This window comes from Cryptosporangium sp. NPDC048952 (genome assembly GCF_043197895.1).
GTDB lineage: Bacteria > Actinomycetota > Actinomycetes > Mycobacteriales > Cryptosporangiaceae > Cryptosporangium.
The window spans coordinates 906,822-927,143 of sequence record NZ_JBICTY010000002.1 but is presented as its reverse complement, the minus strand read 5'-3'; the positions used below and the strand labels follow the sequence as shown (position 1 = coordinate 927,143).

Genomic DNA, 20,322 nt, shown 5'->3' with positions numbered 1-20,322 from the left:
CCAACCCAGCCACCGGAAGCGAGCTCGACATGTCTGAGATCGGCAACGCCCCGGCGCCCGACGGCCCCATTTCGCGGATCGACTACAGCGAACGGATCCCGAACAACGTCAACCTCGCCGGGGACCGGCGCTTACAGCGTGCCCTCGAAGGTTGGCAGCCGAAGTTCCTCGACTGGTGGAAGACGCTCGGCCCGTCGATCCCGACGCACGACGTCTACCTCCGCACCGCGATCGCCGTGGGCCGCGACGGCTGGGCGCACTTCGACCGCGTCCCGATGGAGCAGTACCGCTGGGGCATTTTCCTCGCCGAGCGCGACCCGGCCCGCCAGGTGAACTTCGGCCGCCACAAAGGCGAACCGGCCTGGCAGGAGGTGCCGGGGGAGTACCGCAGCGAGCTGCGCCGCCTGATCGTCATCCAGGGCGACACCGAGCCGGCCAGCGTCGAACAGCAGCGGCACCTGGGCATGACCGCCCCGTCGCTCTACGACATGCGCAACCTGTTCCAGGTCAACGTCGAAGAGGGGCGTCACCTCTGGGCGATGGTGTACCTGCTGCACGCCTACTTCGGGCGCGACGGCCGGGAAGAGGCCGACGAGCTGCTCACACGCAATTCCGGTGACTACGACTCGCCGCGCATCCTCGGTGCGTTCAACGAGGAGACGACCGACTGGCTGTCGTTCTTCATGTTCACGTACTTCACCGACCGTGACGGCAAGTACCAGCTCGGCACGCTCAAGGAGTCAGGCTTCGACCCGCTGGCCCGCACCTGCACGTTCATGCTGAAAGAAGAAGCGCACCACATGTTCGTGGGCACCACCGGGGTGCAGCGCACGGTCCAGCGCACCGCCGAGCTCATGAAACAGCACGGCACCGACGACATCTGGGACCACGGTGGCATCCCGCTGAGCGTCATCCAGAAGTATTTGAATTTCCAGTACGCGGTCTCGATGGACCTGTTCGGCGCCGAAACCTCGTCCAACGCGGCGGCCTACTACGCCGCGGGCCTCAAGGGCCGTTGGATGGAGACGCGGCGCAACGACGACCACCAGCTCACCGACCTCACGATGGACGTGCCGGCGATCCGCGACGGGCGCATTGCGCACGACACCGTGCCGTTGCTCACCGCGCTCAACCTCGACCTGCGCAACGAGTACGCGGCCGACTGCGCGACCGGCGTCAAGCGCTGGAACACCGAGCTGGAGAAGGCCGGGGTCGACGCACGGCTGTACCTGCCGCACGAGGGTTTCAACCGGCGGGTCGGGGTGTTCTCGGGGCACCACGTGCTGCCCGATGGCACGATCACCGACGACCCGGCGGCCGTCGCAGCGTGCCTGCCGTCGGACGAAGACCGCGCCCGGGTCGCCGCGTTGATGGTGCCCCATCACGAACCCGGCGACTTCGCCGGCTGGATCTCCCCGCCCGCGCACGGCATCAACGACCTACCGGTCGAATACGACTACGTCCGGTTCTGACGAGGGGTCACCGTGGATCTCTTCAACGCCGCCGACTGGCTGATCGGCAGGCACGCTCCCGACCGCGTCGCGATCACCGCGATCGACCTCGACTCCTCCGTGCGCGAGGTGACCTACTCCGAGCTCGACACGTCGGTGAAAGCATTCGGCTCCGCACTGCACTCCACCGGCCTGCGCCCCGAGGAACGGGTCCTGCTCTGCATGGGCGACTCACCCGAACTCGTCGCCGCGTTCCTCGGCACGATGCGGATCGGGGCCGTACCGGTTCCGGTGAGCACGATGCTCAAGCCCAAGGACATCCGGCTGCTGGCCACCGACAGCCGGGCGCGCGTCGTCGTCCTGTCGTCGGAGTTCGCGGAGCTGGCCCCGGCGCTGGAGGGGCTGCCGGACCTGGCGCACGTGGTGGTGTTCGAAGGGCCGGTGCCGACGGTGCGCGGAGTCCCCGTGTGGCCGTGGGAGTCGTTCCTGGCTGCCGGAACCCCCGTGGGCGCATACCCGACCACTGCCGAGTCGACAGCGTTCTGGCTCTACACCTCGGGCACCACCGGCACGCCGAAAGCCGCGGTCCACCGGCACGGGTCCCTGCGCGACACCGCCGAGACCTACGCGACCGACGTTCTGGGCATCGGGCCCGACGACGTCTGCTTCTCGGTCGCCAAGATCTTCTTCGCCTACGGCCTGGGCAACAGCCTGACGTTCCCGTTCTCCGTCGGCGCCCGCACCGTGCTCGACCGCTCGCGTCCCAACCCCAAAGCGACGATGCGGACGCTGCAGGAACACCGGCCCACGTTGTTCTTCGCCGGGCCCACGTACTACGCGGCGCTGCTGTCGGCGGGGTTGCCGCCGGACACGTTCGCCGGGGTCCGGGCGTGCGTGTCGGCCGGTGAGGCGTTCCCGGCGCCCCTGTTCACCCGTTTCACCGAGTTCTTCGGCGTCGAGATGCTGGACGGGATCGGGTCGACGGAGATGCTCCACATCTTCATCAGCGGTCGGCCCGGACGCACCCGGGCGGGGACCACCGGGGAAATCGTCGCCGGGTACGAGGCGAAGATCGTCGACGACGACGGTCTCGCGGTGCCGGACGGTACCCCCGGGCACCTGTACGTCCGGGGTAGTTCGGCCGCGTCGGGGTACTGGTCGCGGACCGAGATCACCCGGCGGGTGTTCCAGGGCCCGTGGGTGCGCACCGGCGACACGTACGTCCGGAGCTCGGACGGCTATTACAGCTCGCTCGGCCGCACCGACGACATCATCAAGGCCGGCGGGATCTGGGTGTCTCCGACCGAGGTCGAAGAGCATCTGCGAGCCCATCCCGACGTCGTTCAGGTCGCCGTCGTGTCGGTGCCGGACGCCGCGGGGCTCGACAAGCCGGTCGCGTGCGTGGTGCTCGCACCGGGTTCGGAGGTCACGGCAGCGGACCTGACCGAGTTCTGCCGGGACGGGTTGGCCGCGTTCAAACGCCCACGCCACATACTCCTGTTCGACGCGATGCCGGTGACCGCGACCGGCAAGCTCCAGCGCTTCCGCGTCCGCGAGATAGCAGTGGAGCGCCTCACCTAGCGGCCGACCGTGCCGATTGTGACCGTGTGGGGGTGCGCTGGCTGGGTGGGTGGAGGCGGAGTGGCCTCGCCCTGGTCGCCGCTGTCCTGATCATCGGCGGTGTGGTCACCACCGCCGTGTACGACGTCGTCGACACCGGTGAGGAGCGGTACACGGGGCAGGTCATGAACCGTTATGCCGACGAGTTGTCGACGGCGGTCAGCGACCGGGTCATCCGCTACGGCGAGACGCTGCACGACCTGGCCGCCGCGGTCGGCGCCCAGTCCGACCTGAGCAGCGACGACTTCGCCCGGATCACCGCCGGGCTGGACAACTCGCGGCTGGCCGGTGCCGCCAGTGTCAACTTCATCGTCCCCGCGACGACCGCGCAGGTTCCGGGCGTGCAGGCGTATTGGCGCAAGCGGGGTGCGTCCGCATTGACGCTGCGTCCCGCGCCACGAAAGTCCGAGCACGCGTTCATCGTCATCGAACATGTGCTCGACAATTCGAATGGTGTCATCGGCGCCGATCTGATGCAACGCGCGCAGCCCGCAGAAGCCCTCGAGACCGCTCGGGCGAACGGAGCGCTGGCGATCAGTCCCGCGTACACCCTCCTGCGTGACCAGGGTCTGCCCGCACGTGAGCGGCAACAGTCGGTGTTGCTGGCGGTGCCGGTCTACACCGGGCTCGGCACCACGTCGCGGCACGTGTTCGCCGGGTGGATCGTCATGCCGGTGCGCGGGCAGGACTTCCTCTCCAGCGAACTGCTCGAACGCAGCCAGAGCGCGGTGCAAGCCGACGTCACCGAGGCGACGGCGCAGGGCACTGTCCTCTCCAGCGTCGAACCGGCCAAACTGGTGCGCGACGACTCGCTGATGCGCGAGCGCACGGTCCTGGTCGGGCAGCGCCGGTGGCACCTCACGATCTGGCCCACGACGCGGCTGATCGCCGCGACCGACCGGGGGATGAGCCGGTTCACGCTCGCGGCCGGCATCGCGCTGACGCTGTTGCTCGGCGTCCTGACCGGGGTGCTCGCCGGCAGCCGTGGCCGCGCGTTGCAGCAGGTCGACGACGCAACGGCCGCCCTGCGCCTGGACATCGCCCGGCGCGAACGCGTCGAGGCCCAACTGCGGGAACGCGAACAGGAACTGCAGCGGCTGGCGTTCCACGACCCACTGACCGGCCTGGCCAACCGGACGCTGTTCTACGACCGCCTCACCCACGCTCTGGCCACGCACGCCCGCGCCGAACGCATGGTCGCGCTGCTCTTCGTCGATCTGGACGGGTTCAAGCAGGTCAACGACCAACTCGGGCACCAGGCCGGGGACGCGGTGCTGCGCACGGTGGCCGAGCGACTCCGCGACGGCCTGCGCGCGGTGGACACCGTGGCCCGGTTCGGCGGCGACGAGTTCGCGATCATCCTCGAAGGGCTCACCGCCGCCGCCGACGCCCGCCGGACCGCGGAACGGGTCATCGCGGAACTGCAGGCACCGATCGACGTCGAGGGCGCGCAGGCGCAGATCTCGGCGAGCATCGGCATCGTGATCAGCGGTGCCGGAACCGACGCCGACGAGCTCATCCGCGAGGCCGACGCCGCGATGTACACGGCGAAGAACGCCGGCAAGAACCGGTACGTGGAGGCCTAGGGCACGCTGAGCACGGCCACCAGGAAGTCCGAGCTCGGGGCGAAGGGGCGGAGGTCCCAGGTGCCGAGCAGCACGTCCGGCGTGAGCCCGGCCTCCTTCGCGTCGGCCAGGAAGTCGTCGAACTCGTATTCGCGGCCGGCGCCGAAGCCGGTCACGACCCGACCGCCGGGCGCGAGGTGTGTCCGGAAACGGCGCAGGATCTCGACGCGGGTCGACGGCGCGACGAACGTCATCACGTTGCCCGCACACACGACCACGTGGAAGGCGCCCGGCAGGGCCAGCTCCGACAGGTCACCGACGATCCACTCGGCCCCCGGATGGTTGGCCCGCGCCTCGGCGATCAGCAGCGGGTCCAGATCCACGCCGACGACGTGGTGGCCGGCGTCGGCGAGGAAGCCGCTCACCCGGCCGGTGCCGCAACCGGCGTCCAGCACGCGGGCGTTGCGCGGCACCATCGCGTCGATGAAGCGGGCCTCACCGGCCAGGTCACGGCCCTGCGCCGCCAGGCGCCGGAACCGCTGGACGTACCGCTCCGAGTGCCCGGGATCCTTCGCGACGATCCGGAGCCAGGCGTTCTCCTCGGTCACCGGCTACCTCATCCTGGTCGGGGTCTACCCGTCCATTGTCCTGCTCGTCGCGCGGCGGGAGATCGCCAGGCCGGTGGTGATCGCGGCGGCGCCCGCTGCGGCGGCCAGGCGGACGCTGCGGGGCCGTGCGGGGGAGAGCGCGGTGGTGAGCAGGCCCCAGCCGGACGTGGCCGCGGCCGGGGCGGCCAGCGACCAGGCCGGGTTCGTGACGTACGCGCCGGTCAGTGGCCAGCCCGTGCGGCGGCTCGTCTCGCGGCCGCCGGAGCGGCGCTCGCCGCGGCCGAACAGCGCGCCGAGATTCGGGACCGCGACGAATGCCGCGCAGGACGTGGCGAGGGCGATCGAGCGGGTGCGGCATCCGTCGCGGAACCCTGGATCTCGGCCATGGCCGGAAGGTAGGACGTTCGCCCTCGCTCGGGCCACCGATCAACGCGAACGTTTGTCCCACCACTGACTGTTTGCTACGATCGCCCCCGTCCGGGCGGTACGTACACATACGTCAGCTCGGATCGGGGTGGGATCCACTATGGATGAAGTCGTGCTGGGGATGTACCAGCAGTCCGGCGTCGGCATCGTGATCGTCGTGTCGTTACTCGCGCAGGCGGCGCTGCGGAAGCTCCGGCGCCGCACCGTGACGCCCTGCCTGCACGTCTACGTCTCCGCGACGCTCGACGACCTCAATCGCTACCGCACGACGGTGATCGAGACGCTCCGCCGGCTGGGCGCGCAGCCCCTGGGCGACCCTCCCGGTCCGGGCCGGCCGAAAGCGCCGTTACCGGCCCGGCTCGCGGAGATCGAGGGCTGCGACCTGTTCCTGGGCCTCTACGCCTGGCGCTACGGTCCCCGCCCGAACCGGCACGACGAGTCGCTCACCGACCTGGAGCTGGCCCACGCGACCGGCGCCGGTCGTCCGCGGATTCTCTGGGTCGCCCCCGACAACCTGCCGTGGCTTCCCAGCGACATGGACTCCGACCGCGGACCGATCGAACACTTCCGCGCCCGGATCGGCGTCGATCCGGGGAAGCGGACGCTGCCGTCGGCTCCGCACGCGCTGGCCCGCGAGGTCGAGCAGGCGGTGCTGACCCGCACCCGCCGGAGCCGGGGCCGTCAGCTGCTCGCCGACGTCACATCGCCCGGCGGCATCACGATCGCCGGTGTCATGGCGACGCTCGGGTCGGCGGCTCTCGTCGCCCGGAATCTCGTGCACCACGCGGGGATCGGCCAGCCGATCGTGGTCGGTGTCGGGTTGGCCACGTTCGCCGTGTGCTGCCTGGTGCGGCTGGCCGCGCTGCGGGTGGTGTGATGCGGCGGGCGGCGATCGCGAACGCGGTGAGTGTGCTCGCGGGGTCGGTGGTGATCCTGGCGGCGTGGATCCTGGTGCCGACGAAGTCGGCCAACCTGTGCGGTGGTTCGGCGATATTGCAGGTGTGGTCCTCGATCGAACCCGGTAAGTACACGGGGAAGCGGCAACGCCCCGGTGCCGTGGAGGCGGTCGCGCGGTCGATCGGCACGTGTGTGCGCGTCGAGGGCAAGTCGTCCGGGCTCGCGGAGAAGGAGCTGGAGGACCTGTGGGGCGGCGCGCCCGGTGACGCCCCCGACGTCTGGCTCCCGTCGGACTCGCTCTGGGTCAACCTGCTCAACAGCAGCCTGCCCGCGTCCGAACGGGTCCGGATCGGACGTTCGCTCGCCTCGAGCCGGATGGTCATCGCGGTGACGAAGGACCGGGCGGCCGCGCTGGGCTGGACTCCGACAGAGCCCCCCACCTGGAGCGACATCCGCGACGCCGTCGCCGAGCAGCGTCTGCTCCTGATCAAGGAGAACGCCCGCGACTCGACGTCCGGCGCGATGTCCACGCTGCTGGCCTACCGCGCCGGGTCGACTCGACCGCTGCCGGGCGTCGAGCGCATCCGGAGCGGACCCTCACCGGCGCTCGCCCTGCAGATCGAACGCGCGGTCGCCTGGTATCCCGCCGAGATCGTCGATTTCCTCGGCAAACTCGACGCCGCCCAGCAGCCGCGGTCGCTCCTGCACGGCGCGGACGCGATCGTTCTGCAGGGCGCGTTGTTCGCGCAGTACCCGAAGCTCGCGTCGACGCTGGAAGCGCTGCCGATCCGCAACGAGAGCGCGCGCACCGACCACCCGTACGTGCGTCGGCCGCACCTGAGCGGCGCGGTGAAGACCCTCGCCGACGCGTTCGAGCGCCGGCTGGCCGGGACCGTCGGCCGGAAGGAGTTCGCCGCGCGTCGGTTCGAAGGGCCGGTGCGGAGGGGGTCGGAGTGGTTCCGGGAGAGCAGCGTCGTGCAGGCCGTCCTGCAGAAATGGACCGACGAGCTGCGCCGTCGCGTCCGGCTGACGATCCTGCTCGACGAGTCGGTGCCGCTCACCGACGCCGAGCGCGCCGCGCTGCGGGCCGGTCTGCGGACCTCGCTGCGGCGCCTGTCCGACACCGACCACGTGGCGCTCGTCGGGTTCCCCGATCCGTCCGACGGGCTCGTCGATCCGCTGCCGCGGCGGCCGGGCGCGCCCGACGATCCGCGCTTCGAGCGTCCCCAGGAACTCGCCGACACGCTCCCCGACGCCCTGCGTGACGCCACCGCGACGACCACCCGGCGGACGCCGCTGCTCGAAGCCATGGTCGGCGCCGCCGAACACCTCGAGAAACTCGACCCGGACCCGCAGAACCCCGAGACGCGCGCGGTGATCACGCTGACCGCCCGCGCGGACACGGTGGCGTCGGAAGGGCGCCGGCGTGAACTGCTGGAGGCTGTGGCGACGTCCAAACCGAACGTCGTCCATTACGTCGTGCCGATCCGCCTGCCGCATCCGATGCTCGACGAACTCGACCGGCACGCCCCCGTGCTCGGCCGCACCGGCGATCTCACCACCGCCCTCCTCTCGATAGTCACCGAACTGGGCGCCGAACCTTGACGGGCAACCTTGAGGTTGCCTATATTAAGCAACCGTAAGGTTGCATGTCGAAGGGTGGACCGTGTCCGACGATGCGTTCAAAGCGCTGGCCGACGCGAGTCGCCGGCTGCTGCTCGACCGTCTCGACGAGCGCAACGGGCAGAGCTTGCGCGAACTGTGCGCCGGGCTCGACATGACCCGGCAGGCGGTCAGCAAGCACCTGGCGGTGCTCGAGTCCGCCGGTCTGATCCGGGTGTCCCGCTCCGGCCGGGAAAAACTGCACTATCTGGACGCCGGGCCGATCGCTGCCATCGCTGACCGCTGGATCAACCGGTACCACCGCGGCCATGCCCGAGCCCTTGCCGACCTCAAGACCGCTTTGGAGAGCACCGTGGACTTCGTCTACACCACCTACATCCGCACGACCCCCGAGAAGCTGTGGCAGGCCCTGCAGGATCCCGAATTCACCAAGGCCTACTGGGGTGTCACGTTCGACTCCGACTGGAGCGTCGGCGCGCCGATGACCTGGACCGAACGCGGCGCGGCCACGGAGGACCCCGAGCAGCGGGTGCTCGTCTGCGAGCCCTACCGGCGGCTGTCGTACACCTGGCACACGTTCACCCCGGAATGGGCCGCTGCGAACGGTGTCGACCACGCAACGCGCGAACGGCTCGCCGACGAGCCCCGCTCCGCGGTCACCTTCGACCTCGAACCGGCCGAGGACGGCGTCGTCAAGTTGACGGTGGTGCACGGAGAGCTGGAGCCCGACGGGCTCCTGCGCACGATGATCAGCCAGGGCTGGCCGCGGCTGGTCTCCGACCTCAAGTCACTCCTCGAAACCAGTGCGGCCCTGACCTGACCTACTGGCCGACCAAGCCGGTGAGTTCCTCCGACGGGGCAAGCCCGAGCTGATCGGCCAGCAGCTCGCGATAGCGGTGGAACTCGCGGAGGGCTTCGGCGGCGTTGCCCTCCGAAAGATGGATTCGGACGATCAGCTTGCGAACGCTTTCGCGCAGCGGTTCCTGCGACACCGCCTCCAGCGCGAGGTTCAGCGCAAGTCCGTACTCGCCGCGGGAGTACAGCTGGCCGGCGGTGTGTTCGCGGGCGTGCAGATCGAGCTGGCGGAGCCGGTCACGCTCGAAGACGACCCAGTCGTCGCTCCAACCGGGAAGCAGCTCCTGCACCGGCGAGCGGTACGGGCCGTCGACGGTGGTCTCTCCGCTGTGCAACTGGGTGATCGCGCTGCGAGCGAACTCGACGACGTCGACCGTGACGGCATCCGCGAGCGCCAGCCGGCGGAACTCGGTACGGAGGAGCCAGGACACCTTCCGGTTGATCCGCCAGACGGTCGTTCGAAGATTTCCCTGTGCCCGTTCCTCGGTGACGTCGCCCCACAGCCGGCCGGCCGCGACCGTCCGGGTGGACGGTCCGTTCAGCGCCAGGAATGCCAGCAGGCGCTGAGCGCCGAAGCCGAGCTCGATCTCTTCGCCTCCCACTTCGAGAAAGAAGCCGTCGAAGAGACGCAACCTGGCTCTGCGCGGCGATGGACGAGCGGAGTGAAGTGTCACGGGCAGTAACTTCCTGTGCGTGAGCCGGCGCGGCCAGCTCGCCCCCTGGTCCTCCGAACACCCCTACCCACCAGCTCCTTCGTGGCTAAGGAGCAGGCTCATGTCCACCATGGAGGGAAGTTCCGCGGTGGAGGCTACCGGTGATTTCCCGGCTTGGGGCCTGGTGACGAAGGTGTGACGCCGCGGTGAGCCCCCGTCCCTACGCTGAGGCCGCCGGTTGGTCCGCACAGCGGAACGGACGCAGGGAAGAGGGGCACGATGGTCGCTGTCACCACGAGCTATCCGGGCGTCTACGTCACCGAAGTGCCCAGCGGCGTCCGGACGATCAGCGGGGCCGCGACGTCGGTCGCCGCGTTCGTCGGGCGCACCCAGCGAGGCCCGGTCGGCACACCGGTCCTGGTCAACAGCTACGCCGACTACGGTCGTCAGTTCGGCGGGCTCTGGAAGGACTCACCGGTCAGCTACGCCGTCCGCGACTTCTTCGCCAATGGCGGCGGTCAAGCGGTCATCGTCCGCCTGATCACGACCGGGTCGGACGCCAAGAAGTCCGGTGCGACGACCTGGACCTTGCCCGCGAGCAGCGGTAACAACCCGCTCGTGCTCGTGGCGGCGGAACCGGGTTCCTGGGCGGACAGGTTGGAGGTCACGGTCACCCGCCCGTCCGACGAGACGAGCCCGCTGTTCGAGTTGACGGCCGCTGATCCCGACCGGGGCATACGCGAGGTCTTTCGGAATCTCACCGTAAGCGATGGTCCGCGCAAGGTCGACCAGGTGCTCGCGAGCGACTCCCAGTTGCTGCGCGTCAAGGACGGCGATGCGGCGCCCTCGGCACCTCCCAAGGCGTTTCCGGCCAAACCCGCGGCAGCCGATCAGCCGACCGCCGGACTGGACGGCACGAACCTCGCGACCACCGACTACCACAGTTCGACCGGAACGTTCATTACCGACCACAAGGGCCTGTACGCACTCGACCACGCGGACTTCAACCTGCTCTGCGTGCCGATGCCCGGTGCGCTCGTCGCGGATCTCAAGACCGTCTACGACGCCGCGCTGACGTACTGCGTCAAGCGCCGAGCCGTGCTGGTCGTCGACCCCCCGGCGCGGCAGTCGACGGATCAACCGGTAGTGCACGCGACGGGCGCCCTGGGGGGCCTTGGGCTTGCAGGGGAGAGGGCGCGCAACGCCGTTCTGTACTACCCCCGGATCAGGCAGAGCGACGAGTTCGCGGAAGGGCGGCTCGGCACGTTCGTCGCCTGCGGCGTCATGGCGGGTCTCATCGCACGGACCGACGCCACGCGGGGAGTTTGGAAAGCCCCGGCCGGCGTGGACGCCACGCTGAGTGGAGTATCGGATCTCGACGTACCGCTCACCGACGCCGAGATCGGTCAGCTCAACGCACTGGGCATCAACGTGCTGCGAACGCTCCCCGGAGTGGGGCCGGTGTCCTGGGGCGCCCGGACCATGCGTGGAGGTGACCAGTACGGCGACGAGTACCGCTACCTGCCCGTGCGTCGACTCGCGCTGCACATCGAGGAGACGCTGTTCCGCGGCACGCAGTGGGTGGTGTTCGAACCCAATGCCGAGCCACTGTGGGCGCAGATCCGGCTGAACGTCGGCGCGTTCCTCAACGGGCTGTTCCGTCAGGGCGCCTTCGCGGGTGCGACGAGCCGGGAGGCGTACTTCGTCAAGTGCGACAAGGACACGACCACGGCCCAGGACGTCGACAACGGGCGGGTCAACATCCAGGTGGGCTTCGCGCCGCTTCGTCCGGCCGAGTTCGTGGTGCTGTCGCTACAGCAGATCGCCCAGGCCTGAGCCGGGATCCCGGGGAGCGGAAATGACGCAGTTCAGCGTGAACGCCCAGCGATTCGATCCATATCTGAACTTCAAGTTCCGAGTCCAATGGGACGGGCGGTACGTGGCCGGGGTGAGCAAGGTCAGCGCGCTGACCCGCACCACCGAGGTGGTCAAGCACCGCAGCGGCGGTGACCCGAGCGCCAGCCGCAAGTCACCGGGAGCGACCGACTACGGGCCGATCACCCTGGAGCGGGGAGTCACCCACGACGTCGCGTTCGAACAGTGGGCCAACAAGATCCACGAGATCGGAGGTGGCCCCGGCGCGGCGCTCTCACTCGCGGATTTCCGCAAGGACGTCGTGATCGAGGTCTACAACGAGGCGGGCCAGCTCGTACTCGGCTATCACGTCCTCCGGTGCTGGGTGTCGGAGTACCAGGCGCTGCCGGACCTGGACGCCAAGGGAAACGACGTCGCGATCCAGCACATCAAGCTGGAGAACGAGGGCTGGGAACGAGACCTCGCGGTGGTCGAACCGACCGAGCCGAGCTTCACCCACCCGGCCGGATGAGCGCCCATCCCGGTTGGGTGCTGGGGGCGTGGGAAGGCGCCGCCGGAGCGGACGCGGCGGCGTTGCTCGCCTCGCTCACCGGGGTGTCGCTCGAGGCCGCTGCGGCGGTCGATGTCGGCAGCCGGGACGGGGCGCTGATCGAGGCATTGCGCGATCTGCGCGGCGGGGTCGTGCGCACTGTGCTTTCGTGCGTCGGGTGCGGCGAGACGCTGCAGGTTCCGGTGGACCTGGGGGCGCTGCCGGTGTCGCCCTGGCGGGCGCCGGGTGCATGGTTCTCGGTCGAGGTTTCCGGCCGGCCGGTCGTGTTCCGGCTGCCGACGTCCGCGGATCTGCAGGCGCTGCACGGATCGGTCGCCGACGCCCGGCGCGCGCTGCTGTCGCTCTGCGCCCCCGATCTCGCGGCGCCCGTCGCGGGGTCGGCCGCGTCCGCCGCCACCCGCGCCGCGGAGGCCCCGGACCCGGCCGCGGCGACGGCGGAAACCGCCACGGCGGAGGGCGTGAAGGCGATGGTGGACACCGCCATGGCGGAGGGCGTCGCGGCGGACGGCGCGAAGGCGGCCGCGGAGGGTGCCACGGCGGAGGGCGCTGAGGCGTCAGCGGATGCGGAAGTGGCCGATGCCGTGGAGCGGGCCATGGAGGCGGTGGCCGAGAGTTCGGCGCTCACCGTGGTGGCGCGTTGCGGCGAGTGCGGGGCGCATACCGAGGCGGTGATCGACGTCGCGGTGCTGCTGTGGGCCGAGCTGCGGGTCGCCGCGTTGCGGCTGCTGGAGGACGTCCACGTGCTGGCGGCGGCGTACGGCTGGACCGAGCCGGAGATTTTCGCGCTGAGCCCGGCCCGCCGGGCGGCGTATCTGGAGCTGATCGGATGAGCGGCTTCCTCACCACGCTGGTCGCTCGGGCGCTCGGGGAACTCCCGGCTCTCGAACCGGCGCCCCGCCACCGTTTCGAGCCGGAACCCGGTTGGGGCGGCGATCCGTGGCTCGTCGAGGTCGGCGGCGATCCGCACGTGCCCAGTTCGGGCGTGCCCAGTTCGGGCGTGCCCAGTTCGGGCGAGCCCGGTGTCGGCCCGGGTCCGCTCGGTCCGGTGGCTCGCAGCCCCGAGCGCAGCGCCCCGCATCCCGGCCCGCCAGCCCCGGCATCGGCGCTGCCGGCTCCCGCTCAGGGACCCGCGTCGCCGGGTACCGCGTCGCGCGCAGGCGGCCGTGTCTCCGCGTCACCGGGTGCCCCGCCCCCTGCGGACGACAGCGTCTCCGCATCTCCGACGCACCCACCGGAGCGCGGAACTCCGGCGGCCCCGGCGATGCCGGCCGCGCCCACAACCTCTGCCGCGCCTGCCGCGCGTGCGACGCCGGTGGCGCGTGTGGCGTCCGTGTCGGCCCCGCCGGGGCGTGGGGGAGAGGCGAACGACTCTGCCGCCGCGTCTGTGGCGGGCGGGCGCCCGGCCGCCGGGGGTGAGGCGTCGGTGCGGCGGGCCGCGTCAGGGCCTCCGCGGAGGCGAGACGCCTCGCCCCTCGAGGCCCCGGTCGTGCCCACCGCGGACCTCACCGCCAACGCCACGAGCGCTTCGCCAATGCCGTCGAAGGACACTCCGCCGGCAGAGCACCAGCCCACACCTCTGGCCCAGCCAGCGGCGCCGGCTCGGTCCATGTCACCAGGGCAATCGGGAACGCGAGACCAGTCCGCGCCTGATGGCCTCATGCCACTTGGACGGTCCGCGAGGCAAGACCGGTCCGCTCCGGGCGAGGGCCCTGCACCGCCGGTCAGCTCCGCGTCGCCGCACCGCTCCGCGCCAGCGGGGCATCCCGCGCCGCGGGACCAGTCTGCGTCGGCGGGGCCCCCTGGGTCGCGGAGCCGGGCTGCGTCGGCCGAGCTCCCCGTGTCGGTGGACGGATCTGCTCCGGCGGAGCATCCTGTGTCGCTCGATCCGGCTGCGTCGGCGGATGCGACGTTGACGGGAGGGCGGACCGGAGGGACGAGGGAGACCGCGCCACCGGACACGAACGCGTCGTCTGGTGTGTTCGCACGGGGAGATCGCCCTGCGGGCGGGGCGGGGCTCGTGCCGCCGGGGGGGCCGCTCGGACGCCGGGCGACCGAGCGGCCCGAGCCCGAGCCGGGGCGCCATCCTGCGGTGGCGCGCGGCTCGGCGTCGATCACGAAGAGAGCAACCACTGACGGGCCGACAGTGATCGAACAACGGATCACGATTCACATCGGGCGCGTGGAAGTTCGCGCTGCCCCGCAGCCACCGCCCCGCACGGCCGCGAAGCGGGCGGGTCGGCTGTCGCTCGACGAGTACCTCGATCGGCGAAACGGTGAGTAACCACCTCGCGATCGCGATGGTCACCGCCGCGCTGGTGCGAACTGTCAGCGAGGCGCTCGCCGAGGTGCGGAAAGGCCGCGTCGAGGATGCGCGGGTGACGACGCTGCGGCCGCCGTCGCTGGTGGCCAAGGCCGATTCGTCGACGCGCGGCATCAACGTGTTCCTCTACCACGTCGTTCCGAACGGCATCTACGCCGCGGAAATGCTCCCGTCCCGGCTGAGCGACGGCACGCTCGTGAACAGTCCACGACAGGGACTCGACCTGCACTACCTCCTGACCTTCACCGGCGACGAGTCGAAGCTGGAGCCGCAGCGGCTGATGGGGCTGGCGGTGAGTGCGCTGGCCGATCGTCCGTTGCTCACGAGCGAGGTGGTGGCGGCCACGGTCGGCGAGGCGGTGAAGGCCGACCCGAACTCGTGGGAGCAGTACTCCGATCTGGCGAAGCAGGTGGAGTCGGTGCGGTTGGGGATGATTCCGATGTCGATCGAGGAGGCGTCGAGGCTGTGGTCCTCGATGTTCCACTCGACGTATCGGCTGTCGGCCGCGTACCGGGCGAGTGTGGCCATCGTCGACGGCTTGTCGAAGCCGGTGGATCCCGTCGGATGGGTCGTGGACCCCCGGGTCAGCGTGGTTCCCCGGAGCTCGCCGTGAGCAGCGAGTACCTGCGGCTCGCGCTCCGGGTGCTGCAGTTGCGGTTGGAGGATCGGGCGTCCGACGACATCGACGCTGCAGTCGAGGCGTTGGACGACTGCGGGCGTGAGCTGCCGGCGCCGTCGCGGCTCGACGAGATCGGGAAACGGTTCCGGCTGTCGGACTTCGAACGGTCGTTGCTCCTCATGGCGGCCGGGACCGAATTCGACGTCGGGTTCGCGCACGCGTGTGCGCGGGCGCAGGGCGACCTGGACCGGACGTACGCGACGTTCGCGCTGGGGCTGGCGCACCTGCCCGGGGCGGAGTGGGCGGCGATGAGCCCGGGCGGGCCGCTCCGGCGCTGGCGGCTGGTGCGGCTCCCGCACTCACTGGTTCCGACCACGAGCGCGTTGCAGATCGACGAGCGGATCCTGCACGCGCTGGCGGGTGTGGACTACCTGGACGCGGAGATCGCCGCGGTGTCGGAGCCGTTGGAGGTGCCCGGTGCGGTGACCCCCACGCTGACCGATGCGGCGAGGGCAGTGGCGCGGCAGTGGGCGGCCGGAGCGCGAGCGGTGGTGGTGCACGGTCGGCGTGCGGCCGATCTCCGCCTGGCCGCGGCCGCGGCCGCGGCGGTCAGCGTCGCCGGGGCAAGCGGCGCCGTCGGGTCGGCCGGGGAGTGTCAGGCGGTGTTGATCCGGGATGTGGACCTTCCCGCCGATGCCGAGGCGCGGCAGGGGCTGGTGATGTTGTGCGCGCGCGAGCAATTGCTGACCGGCGTCGTGTGGGTGCTCGAGGTCGGAGCCGGGGGCGACGCCGAGCGGCGCCGGGCTCTGACGTTTGCCGAGCGCCTGGACGCGCGGGCCGTGGTGACGATGCCCGAGCCGGGCCGGAATGCGGGCCTGCTGCCACGGGTCGAAGTCGCTACCGATCGGCTCGTGGATCGCCGCGAGGCCTGGCGGGGCGTGCTCGATGCGGTGGGGCGGAGGGGTGCGGCCGGGCGCGATGGTACGGCGGGTCGCGAGGGTACGTCGGGGCGAGCCGGCGCCGCTGGCGGTGCGGTGGGGCGCGGCGGGGGCGGGCCGAGCGTTGAGGGCTCTGACTTGGCGGGGTGGGTCGATCGGATCGCGGGGCAGTTCGACCTCGGGCCGGCGGAGGTCACGGCGATCGTGGCCGAGACGGACCCGCTCGACGGCCCGGCGCTGTGGGCGTCGGCCCGGCGCCGAACCCGGCCCGCCATCGACGACGTCGCCCAGCGCATCGACTCCGCAGTGACGTGGGACGACCTGGTGCTGCCGCCCCTGCAGCGGGGCCTGATCGCCCAGATCGCCGCGCACCTGCGGCACCGGCTCACCGTGCTCGACGAGTGGGGCTTCGCCGCCCGGGGTGGCCGCGGCCTGGGTACGGCCACGTTGTTCACCGGCCCGAGCGGTACCGGCAAGACGCTCGCGGCCGAGGTGATAGCGAACGAGGTCGGGCTGGACCTGTTCCGGGTGGACCTGAGCCAGACGATCAGCAAGTACATCGGCGAGACCGAGAAGAACCTCCGGCGGATCTTCGACGCGGCCGAAGCCGGGGGCGCTGTGCTGCTGTTCGACGAGGCGGACGCGTTGTTCGGGAAGCGCGGCGAGGTCAAGGACGGTCTCGATCGGCACGCGAACGCGCAGGTCGGATATCTGCTGCAGCGGATCGAGGCGTATCGCGGACTCGCTGTGCTGACCACGAACCTTCGTGACTCCCTGGATCAGGCCTTCCTCCGGCGGCTCCGGTTCGTCGTGCCGTTCCCGTTCCCGGACGAGGCCTCCCGCGTGGAGATCTGGCGCCGGGCGTTTCCGCCGGCGACGCCGACGAAGGATCTCGACGTCGAGGCGCTGGCGCGGTTGTCGGTGTCGGGGTCGGTGATCACGAACATCGCGCTCGGCGCGGCGTACCGGGCCGCGGACGCCGGCGAGCCGCTGGACATGTCCCACATCCTTGCCGCCACCCGCACCGAATACACAAAACTGGAACGCCCGCTCCCCGCATCGGAGGTCGCCACATGGACGACGTAACCCTCCACATCGACCACCTGGTTCTGGAGTCCGATCCCCTCTGGCCGGATTCTCACGACGGTCTCGCCGATGCGGTGCTCACTTCACTAACGCTGCGAGACGTCTTTCTTTGTTCGCCTTACGAGAGCGAGAGATGAGCTCAGATGGAACAGCTTCAACTGCCCAACGCCACTCGTATCCAGATTGCCCGGCAGAAGATAGCTTCTACTCTGAATAATTATCCGGGGAACAAGAAGAAGCCGTCGATGAAACCGTGGAAGCCGAGCGATTTAGAAACAGGAAGTGACAGTGCACTTACTGCCGCTATGGTGGACCTCACGAAATGGGTCGCCGATTATGCGGCGGCGCGGAAGAATGGAAATAATGTCAAGAATAGTGGGCCACTTGGAACTGGGCAAGTGATTCTGTACCGAGACTTGAGACGTTTCGACAACGCGGTCGAGGGAATCGTTAATGCAAAAGCCAGTGGCAGTCTCGTGCAGAAAGGGTTGGGTGCTGGCAACCCTCAGGAGAAATGGGCGGATGATTTCCAATATAAAGTGGTCTTGCAGACTTGTGTTCAGAACCAACCGCATCCAACCTTTCACTTCTCGCTCCGAAAGATAACAAACTTTCCTAATCCTCAATTGCTACCGGAGTACGATGTGGCGGCGCCGCTGCGGTTCGCATCCGATTGGCAGGGTTACAATCGGGACGTGGAAGATGCAGCACGGTCGAATGAGGCAATGGCCTATGAAAATTTCGCGAAAGGTCTCTGAGGTCGGTGACTTCCTCTGGGGCGCCCGATGCTGCCGCCGTAGTAGCGTCAGGCGGTGCCTAGGTGTAGGGCGAACAGGGTGGCGCCGCTGAGGGTGACGCGGCGGGTCACGCCGTCGCGGGGGCGGGAGCGGAAGCGGAGTTCGAACTTCCGCTCCCCGGCGTCGACGGTCGCCGTCCCCATCGCGATGACCTGCGTCCAGGTCGACAGGCTCGACGCCGCTGGCTGATAGACGCCCCCGCCCCACGGCAGTTGATCGTCCGAGTTGTTCCGGCGAGCGACGAGAGCGCCGTTCACCGCGAGCGCGGTCTCCAACGGGTACTGGCCGTCGGACACCTGGCCGTGGCCGTGGCCGACGAGGAAGACCGCTGTCTTCTCGCGGAATTTCACCGTTCCTTCCACGGCTTTGACGAACGTTCCCGACGTCGTGCTCAGCTCCCAGGGATCACTGTGGAACAGTCCGATGCCGAGTATTCCCTCCAAACCCTGGGCGTCGGGCCCGACGGTCACCCCGCCCTGGAGCTCGGCCACCGCCCGAGCCACTTTGTTCCAGTCCGAGGCCAGAATCGGGGTTTGTCCCTGCTTGTTGGTATCGGACGACTTGAGCCTGTTCTCCATGGCGTTCTCTCATCTCCAGACGCTGGCGTCGAAATTCGTGATGTCGAACTGTCCGGCAGGGGGGTCGAGCGAGACGGAGAAGCGGACCGTGTAATCCGCGCCGTGGACGTCGTTCACGGTCGGCAGGACCTGGCTGAGCTTTGTCCCGGTCCAGGTCGTCCGGGCGAAACCGTTGAGCATCAGCGGCGGATCGCTTCCGTCGATAACTAGCGCGGAGTGGACGCGCACGGAACACGTGGAGGAGGTGATGCCCCACCCGATCAGACTCGTCGCGAACTGGCCTACCCACTGCTTCGCGTTGTTGTTGAGCATCCACTGAATCGACTGTCCACTCACGCTGACCTGTCCATCCAATGTGAATGCCCGGGTACCGGCGAGCCGCAGGTTCTCACCCACTTCGGTCAAGTGGGGGACGTCGAGGGTGACCGTGATCATCGGAGGCAAAGGGACGCGACCCGTTCGCGGCACAGCATCCAGTTCGATCGTGATGCCACCACTGAGCGTTTCCAGATCGGTGGAGGTGCTGAAGTCGATTCGCTCTCGAGGGACGGTGGTGAAGTAGATGTTCTCGACGTGGATTCCGTCGGCGGGTACGAACAGTGGGGCGGGACGCGCGTCGCTGAGGGGCAGGAACCGCCGACGGAGGTCGCTCTGGTGGCTCCACTCGTTCTTGCCGTTCACCTTGAGCAGGGCCAGCGCCGCGTAGTGGTGGTCCTCGTCCTCCGGGGGCCGGAAGGCGGGGCCGGCGGGCCATTCGATGTCGCCCATCGAGCCGAGTTCAGCGTGTGGCGCGGCGGTCCGCGCCGGGATCGTCCAGGAGTGGCCGGTCCGGTACCCGCCCGTGGCCGAGAACTGGATCTCGATACCGTCCTCCAGTTGTTGCCAGCCAGGTTGCACCGGCACGGCCGCGGCGCAATCCCAGCGCCGCGCGATCACCGGCCCGGAGCCGGTGAGGTCCCCGTCCGGACGAGGGCTCAACCAATCGGTGAACACGAGTGTCGCGCCGTCGATCCGGTTCACCGTGGCCAGGAAGCCCGGTAGCCCTCGACGCGTGCGGCCGACGCTGTTGACCTCGACCAGGTTCCCGGCGGCGAACGCGTCCAGCGCCTCCGGGCGGACGGACTCGAGCGTGATGCGCCCCGTGGAGACGCTCGCCACCGCGGCGATCGCGCCGTTCTCCCGCGACCAGAGGAAGGTGGATGCGTTCCCCGAGGTGCCCGCCGTGTGGATCTGGACTCGGTACAGCTGGTTCGTCGGCCGCCGGTAACCGGACGGCGCTCGGGCCGCGAGCGTCACCGGCTCGTCGATCGTCGCGGTGGGCTTCCACACCGCCATCTCGTCCGCCGTCGCCGTCGCTTTGCCCCGTTGCTCCAGCCGGACCTGCCAGACCGTGCGGATTCGCGTGCCGGTGTCGATGCCACCGAGGGCGGGCTCCAGGAGCGTGGGCTCCTCGAGTGCCGTCACGTGCTCGCGCCAGACGTCGAGATAGGCGACGTAGTTGCCGGCCGCAGTCGGAATCGGCTCTTCGGCCAGGTCGGGCTGCGCGAACAGGTCCAGCGGAGTGTGGTTCTCGCAGAGGATGCCGTCCACGTAGTAGCGGCCCTGCGAGATCGTGACCTGATCGGCGTTCTTGACGACCTGCGGTCCGGCCTCGAGTCCCTCGATGGCGAACCCGGCGCCGTCCATCGGGGCGCCGGATGCGCCGACCGTGTCGCGGATCGCGAGTTCGTCGTGATGCCGCTGGATTTCGTGCTGTTCGTTCCAATCGGAGTCGAGTTGGACGCGACCCTGCTGCATCAGCACCGTGCGGTAGTGCTTCTCGGCCCGGAACGTCCGCCGGGTGAAGTCGCCCTTCATGTCG

17 protein-coding genes are annotated in these 20,322 nt (G+C 69.7%); 12 read left to right on the top strand and 5 right to left on the bottom strand.

Annotated elements, in window-relative coordinates; translation table 11 throughout:
* The first annotated feature begins 29 nt into the window (after positions 1 to 29).
* From boxB to ACGFY5_RS12575, 3 genes are read left to right on the top strand one after another with little or no spacing between them, the layout of a single operon-like run.
* Entirely contained in the window at positions 30 to 1,472 is a 1,443-nt protein-coding gene (gene boxB, locus ACGFY5_RS12585) for a benzoyl-CoA 2,3-epoxidase subunit BoxB (RefSeq protein WP_392719715.1), read from the top strand.
* A gap of 12 nt (positions 1,473 to 1,484) precedes the next feature.
* Positions 1,485 to 3,032, top strand: a complete 1,548-nt coding sequence (locus ACGFY5_RS12580; RefSeq protein WP_392719714.1) for a benzoate-CoA ligase family protein — start codon at positions 1,485 to 1,487, stop codon at positions 3,030 to 3,032.
* Positions 3,033 to 3,058: 26 nt separating this feature from the next.
* Positions 3,059 to 4,657 (top strand): diguanylate cyclase domain-containing protein, encoded by a 1,599-nt coding sequence (locus ACGFY5_RS12575; protein ID WP_392719713.1) that lies wholly within the window; start codon positions 3,059 to 3,061, stop codon positions 4,655 to 4,657.
* Here ACGFY5_RS12575 and ACGFY5_RS12570 read toward each other — a convergent pair.
* On the bottom strand, positions 4,654 to 5,244 hold the full coding sequence (locus ACGFY5_RS12570) for a class I SAM-dependent methyltransferase (protein ID WP_392719712.1): 591 nt from the start codon (positions 5,242 to 5,244) through the stop codon (positions 4,654 to 4,656). The genes ACGFY5_RS12575 and ACGFY5_RS12570 overlap by 4 nt on opposite strands.
* A 24-nt stretch (positions 5,245 to 5,268) precedes the next feature.
* Positions 5,269 to 5,667: a hypothetical protein gene (locus ACGFY5_RS12565; RefSeq protein WP_392719711.1), complete on the bottom strand. Its 399-nt coding sequence runs from the start codon at positions 5,665 to 5,667 to the stop codon at positions 5,269 to 5,271.
* 103 nt (positions 5,668 to 5,770) lie between these two features.
* Between ACGFY5_RS12565 and ACGFY5_RS12560 the strand changes: the two genes are divergently transcribed.
* The 3 genes from ACGFY5_RS12560 (at position 5,771) to ACGFY5_RS12550 (ending at position 9,010) form a co-directional block, all read left to right on the top strand.
* Positions 5,771 to 6,547: a DUF4062 domain-containing protein gene (locus ACGFY5_RS12560; protein ID WP_392719710.1), complete on the top strand. Its 777-nt coding sequence runs from the start codon at positions 5,771 to 5,773 to the stop codon at positions 6,545 to 6,547.
* The gene (locus tag ACGFY5_RS12555) at positions 6,547 to 8,172 is read left to right on the top strand and encodes a substrate-binding domain-containing protein (protein ID WP_392719709.1); all 1,626 of its coding nucleotides are present in this window, start codon (positions 6,547 to 6,549) and stop codon (positions 8,170 to 8,172) included. Before ACGFY5_RS12560 ends, ACGFY5_RS12555 begins: the two co-directional genes overlap by 1 nt.
* Positions 8,173 to 8,233: 61 nt before the next feature.
* A complete protein-coding gene (locus ACGFY5_RS12550; protein ID WP_392719708.1) occupies positions 8,234 to 9,010 on the top strand; it encodes an ArsR/SmtB family transcription factor in 777 nt (258 codons plus the stop codon).
* 1 nt (position 9,011) lies between these two features.
* Here ACGFY5_RS12550 and ACGFY5_RS12545 read toward each other — a convergent pair whose 3' ends face one another.
* Positions 9,012 to 9,677 carry a BTAD domain-containing putative transcriptional regulator gene (locus ACGFY5_RS12545; protein WP_392719707.1) on the bottom strand — a complete coding sequence of 222 codons (666 nt, stop codon included), beginning with the start codon at positions 9,675 to 9,677 and terminating at the stop codon, positions 9,012 to 9,014.
* A 300-nt stretch (positions 9,678 to 9,977) separates the two neighbouring features.
* On the opposite strand from ACGFY5_RS12545, the gene ACGFY5_RS12540 reads away from it, so the two are divergent.
* From ACGFY5_RS12540 to ACGFY5_RS12515, 6 genes are all read left to right on the top strand, one after another.
* Positions 9,978 to 11,534: a phage tail sheath subtilisin-like domain-containing protein gene (locus ACGFY5_RS12540; RefSeq protein ID WP_392719706.1), complete on the top strand. Its 1,557-nt coding sequence runs from the start codon at positions 9,978 to 9,980 to the stop codon at positions 11,532 to 11,534.
* 22 nt (positions 11,535 to 11,556) lie between these two features.
* Positions 11,557 to 12,084 (top strand): phage tail protein, encoded by a 528-nt coding sequence (locus ACGFY5_RS12535; RefSeq protein WP_392719705.1) that lies wholly within the window; start codon positions 11,557 to 11,559, stop codon positions 12,082 to 12,084.
* Complete coding sequence (locus ACGFY5_RS12530) at positions 12,081 to 12,953, top strand: hypothetical protein (protein WP_392719704.1); 873 nt, start codon at positions 12,081 to 12,083, stop codon at positions 12,951 to 12,953. The genes ACGFY5_RS12535 and ACGFY5_RS12530 overlap by 4 nt, the downstream gene beginning before the upstream one ends.
* Before the next feature lie 1,443 nt (positions 12,954 to 14,396).
* On the top strand, positions 14,397 to 15,056 hold the full coding sequence (locus ACGFY5_RS12525) for a DUF4255 domain-containing protein (protein WP_392719703.1): 660 nt from the start codon (positions 14,397 to 14,399) through the stop codon (positions 15,054 to 15,056).
* On the top strand, positions 15,053 to 17,086 hold the full coding sequence (locus ACGFY5_RS12520; RefSeq protein ID WP_392719702.1) for an ATP-binding protein: 2,034 nt from the start codon (positions 15,053 to 15,055) through the stop codon (positions 17,084 to 17,086). The genes ACGFY5_RS12525 and ACGFY5_RS12520 overlap by 4 nt, the downstream gene beginning before the upstream one ends.
* A gap of 143 nt (positions 17,087 to 17,229) precedes the next feature.
* Entirely contained in the window at positions 17,230 to 17,844 is a 615-nt protein-coding gene (locus ACGFY5_RS12515; RefSeq protein WP_392719701.1) for a hypothetical protein, read from the top strand.
* Between the two features lie 47 nt (positions 17,845 to 17,891).
* Here ACGFY5_RS12515 and ACGFY5_RS12510 read toward each other — a convergent pair whose 3' ends face one another.
* Together ACGFY5_RS12510 and ACGFY5_RS12505 are read right to left on the bottom strand one after the other, a co-directional pair.
* Entirely contained in the window at positions 17,892 to 18,461 is a 570-nt protein-coding gene (locus tag ACGFY5_RS12510) for a hypothetical protein (RefSeq protein WP_392719700.1), read from the bottom strand.
* Between the two features lie 9 nt (positions 18,462 to 18,470).
* The gene (locus ACGFY5_RS12505; RefSeq protein WP_392719699.1) at positions 18,471 to 20,318 is read right to left on the bottom strand and encodes a DUF6519 domain-containing protein; all 1,848 of its coding nucleotides are present in this window, start codon (positions 20,316 to 20,318) and stop codon (positions 18,471 to 18,473) included.
* Positions 20,319 to 20,322: the final 4 nt, after the last annotated feature.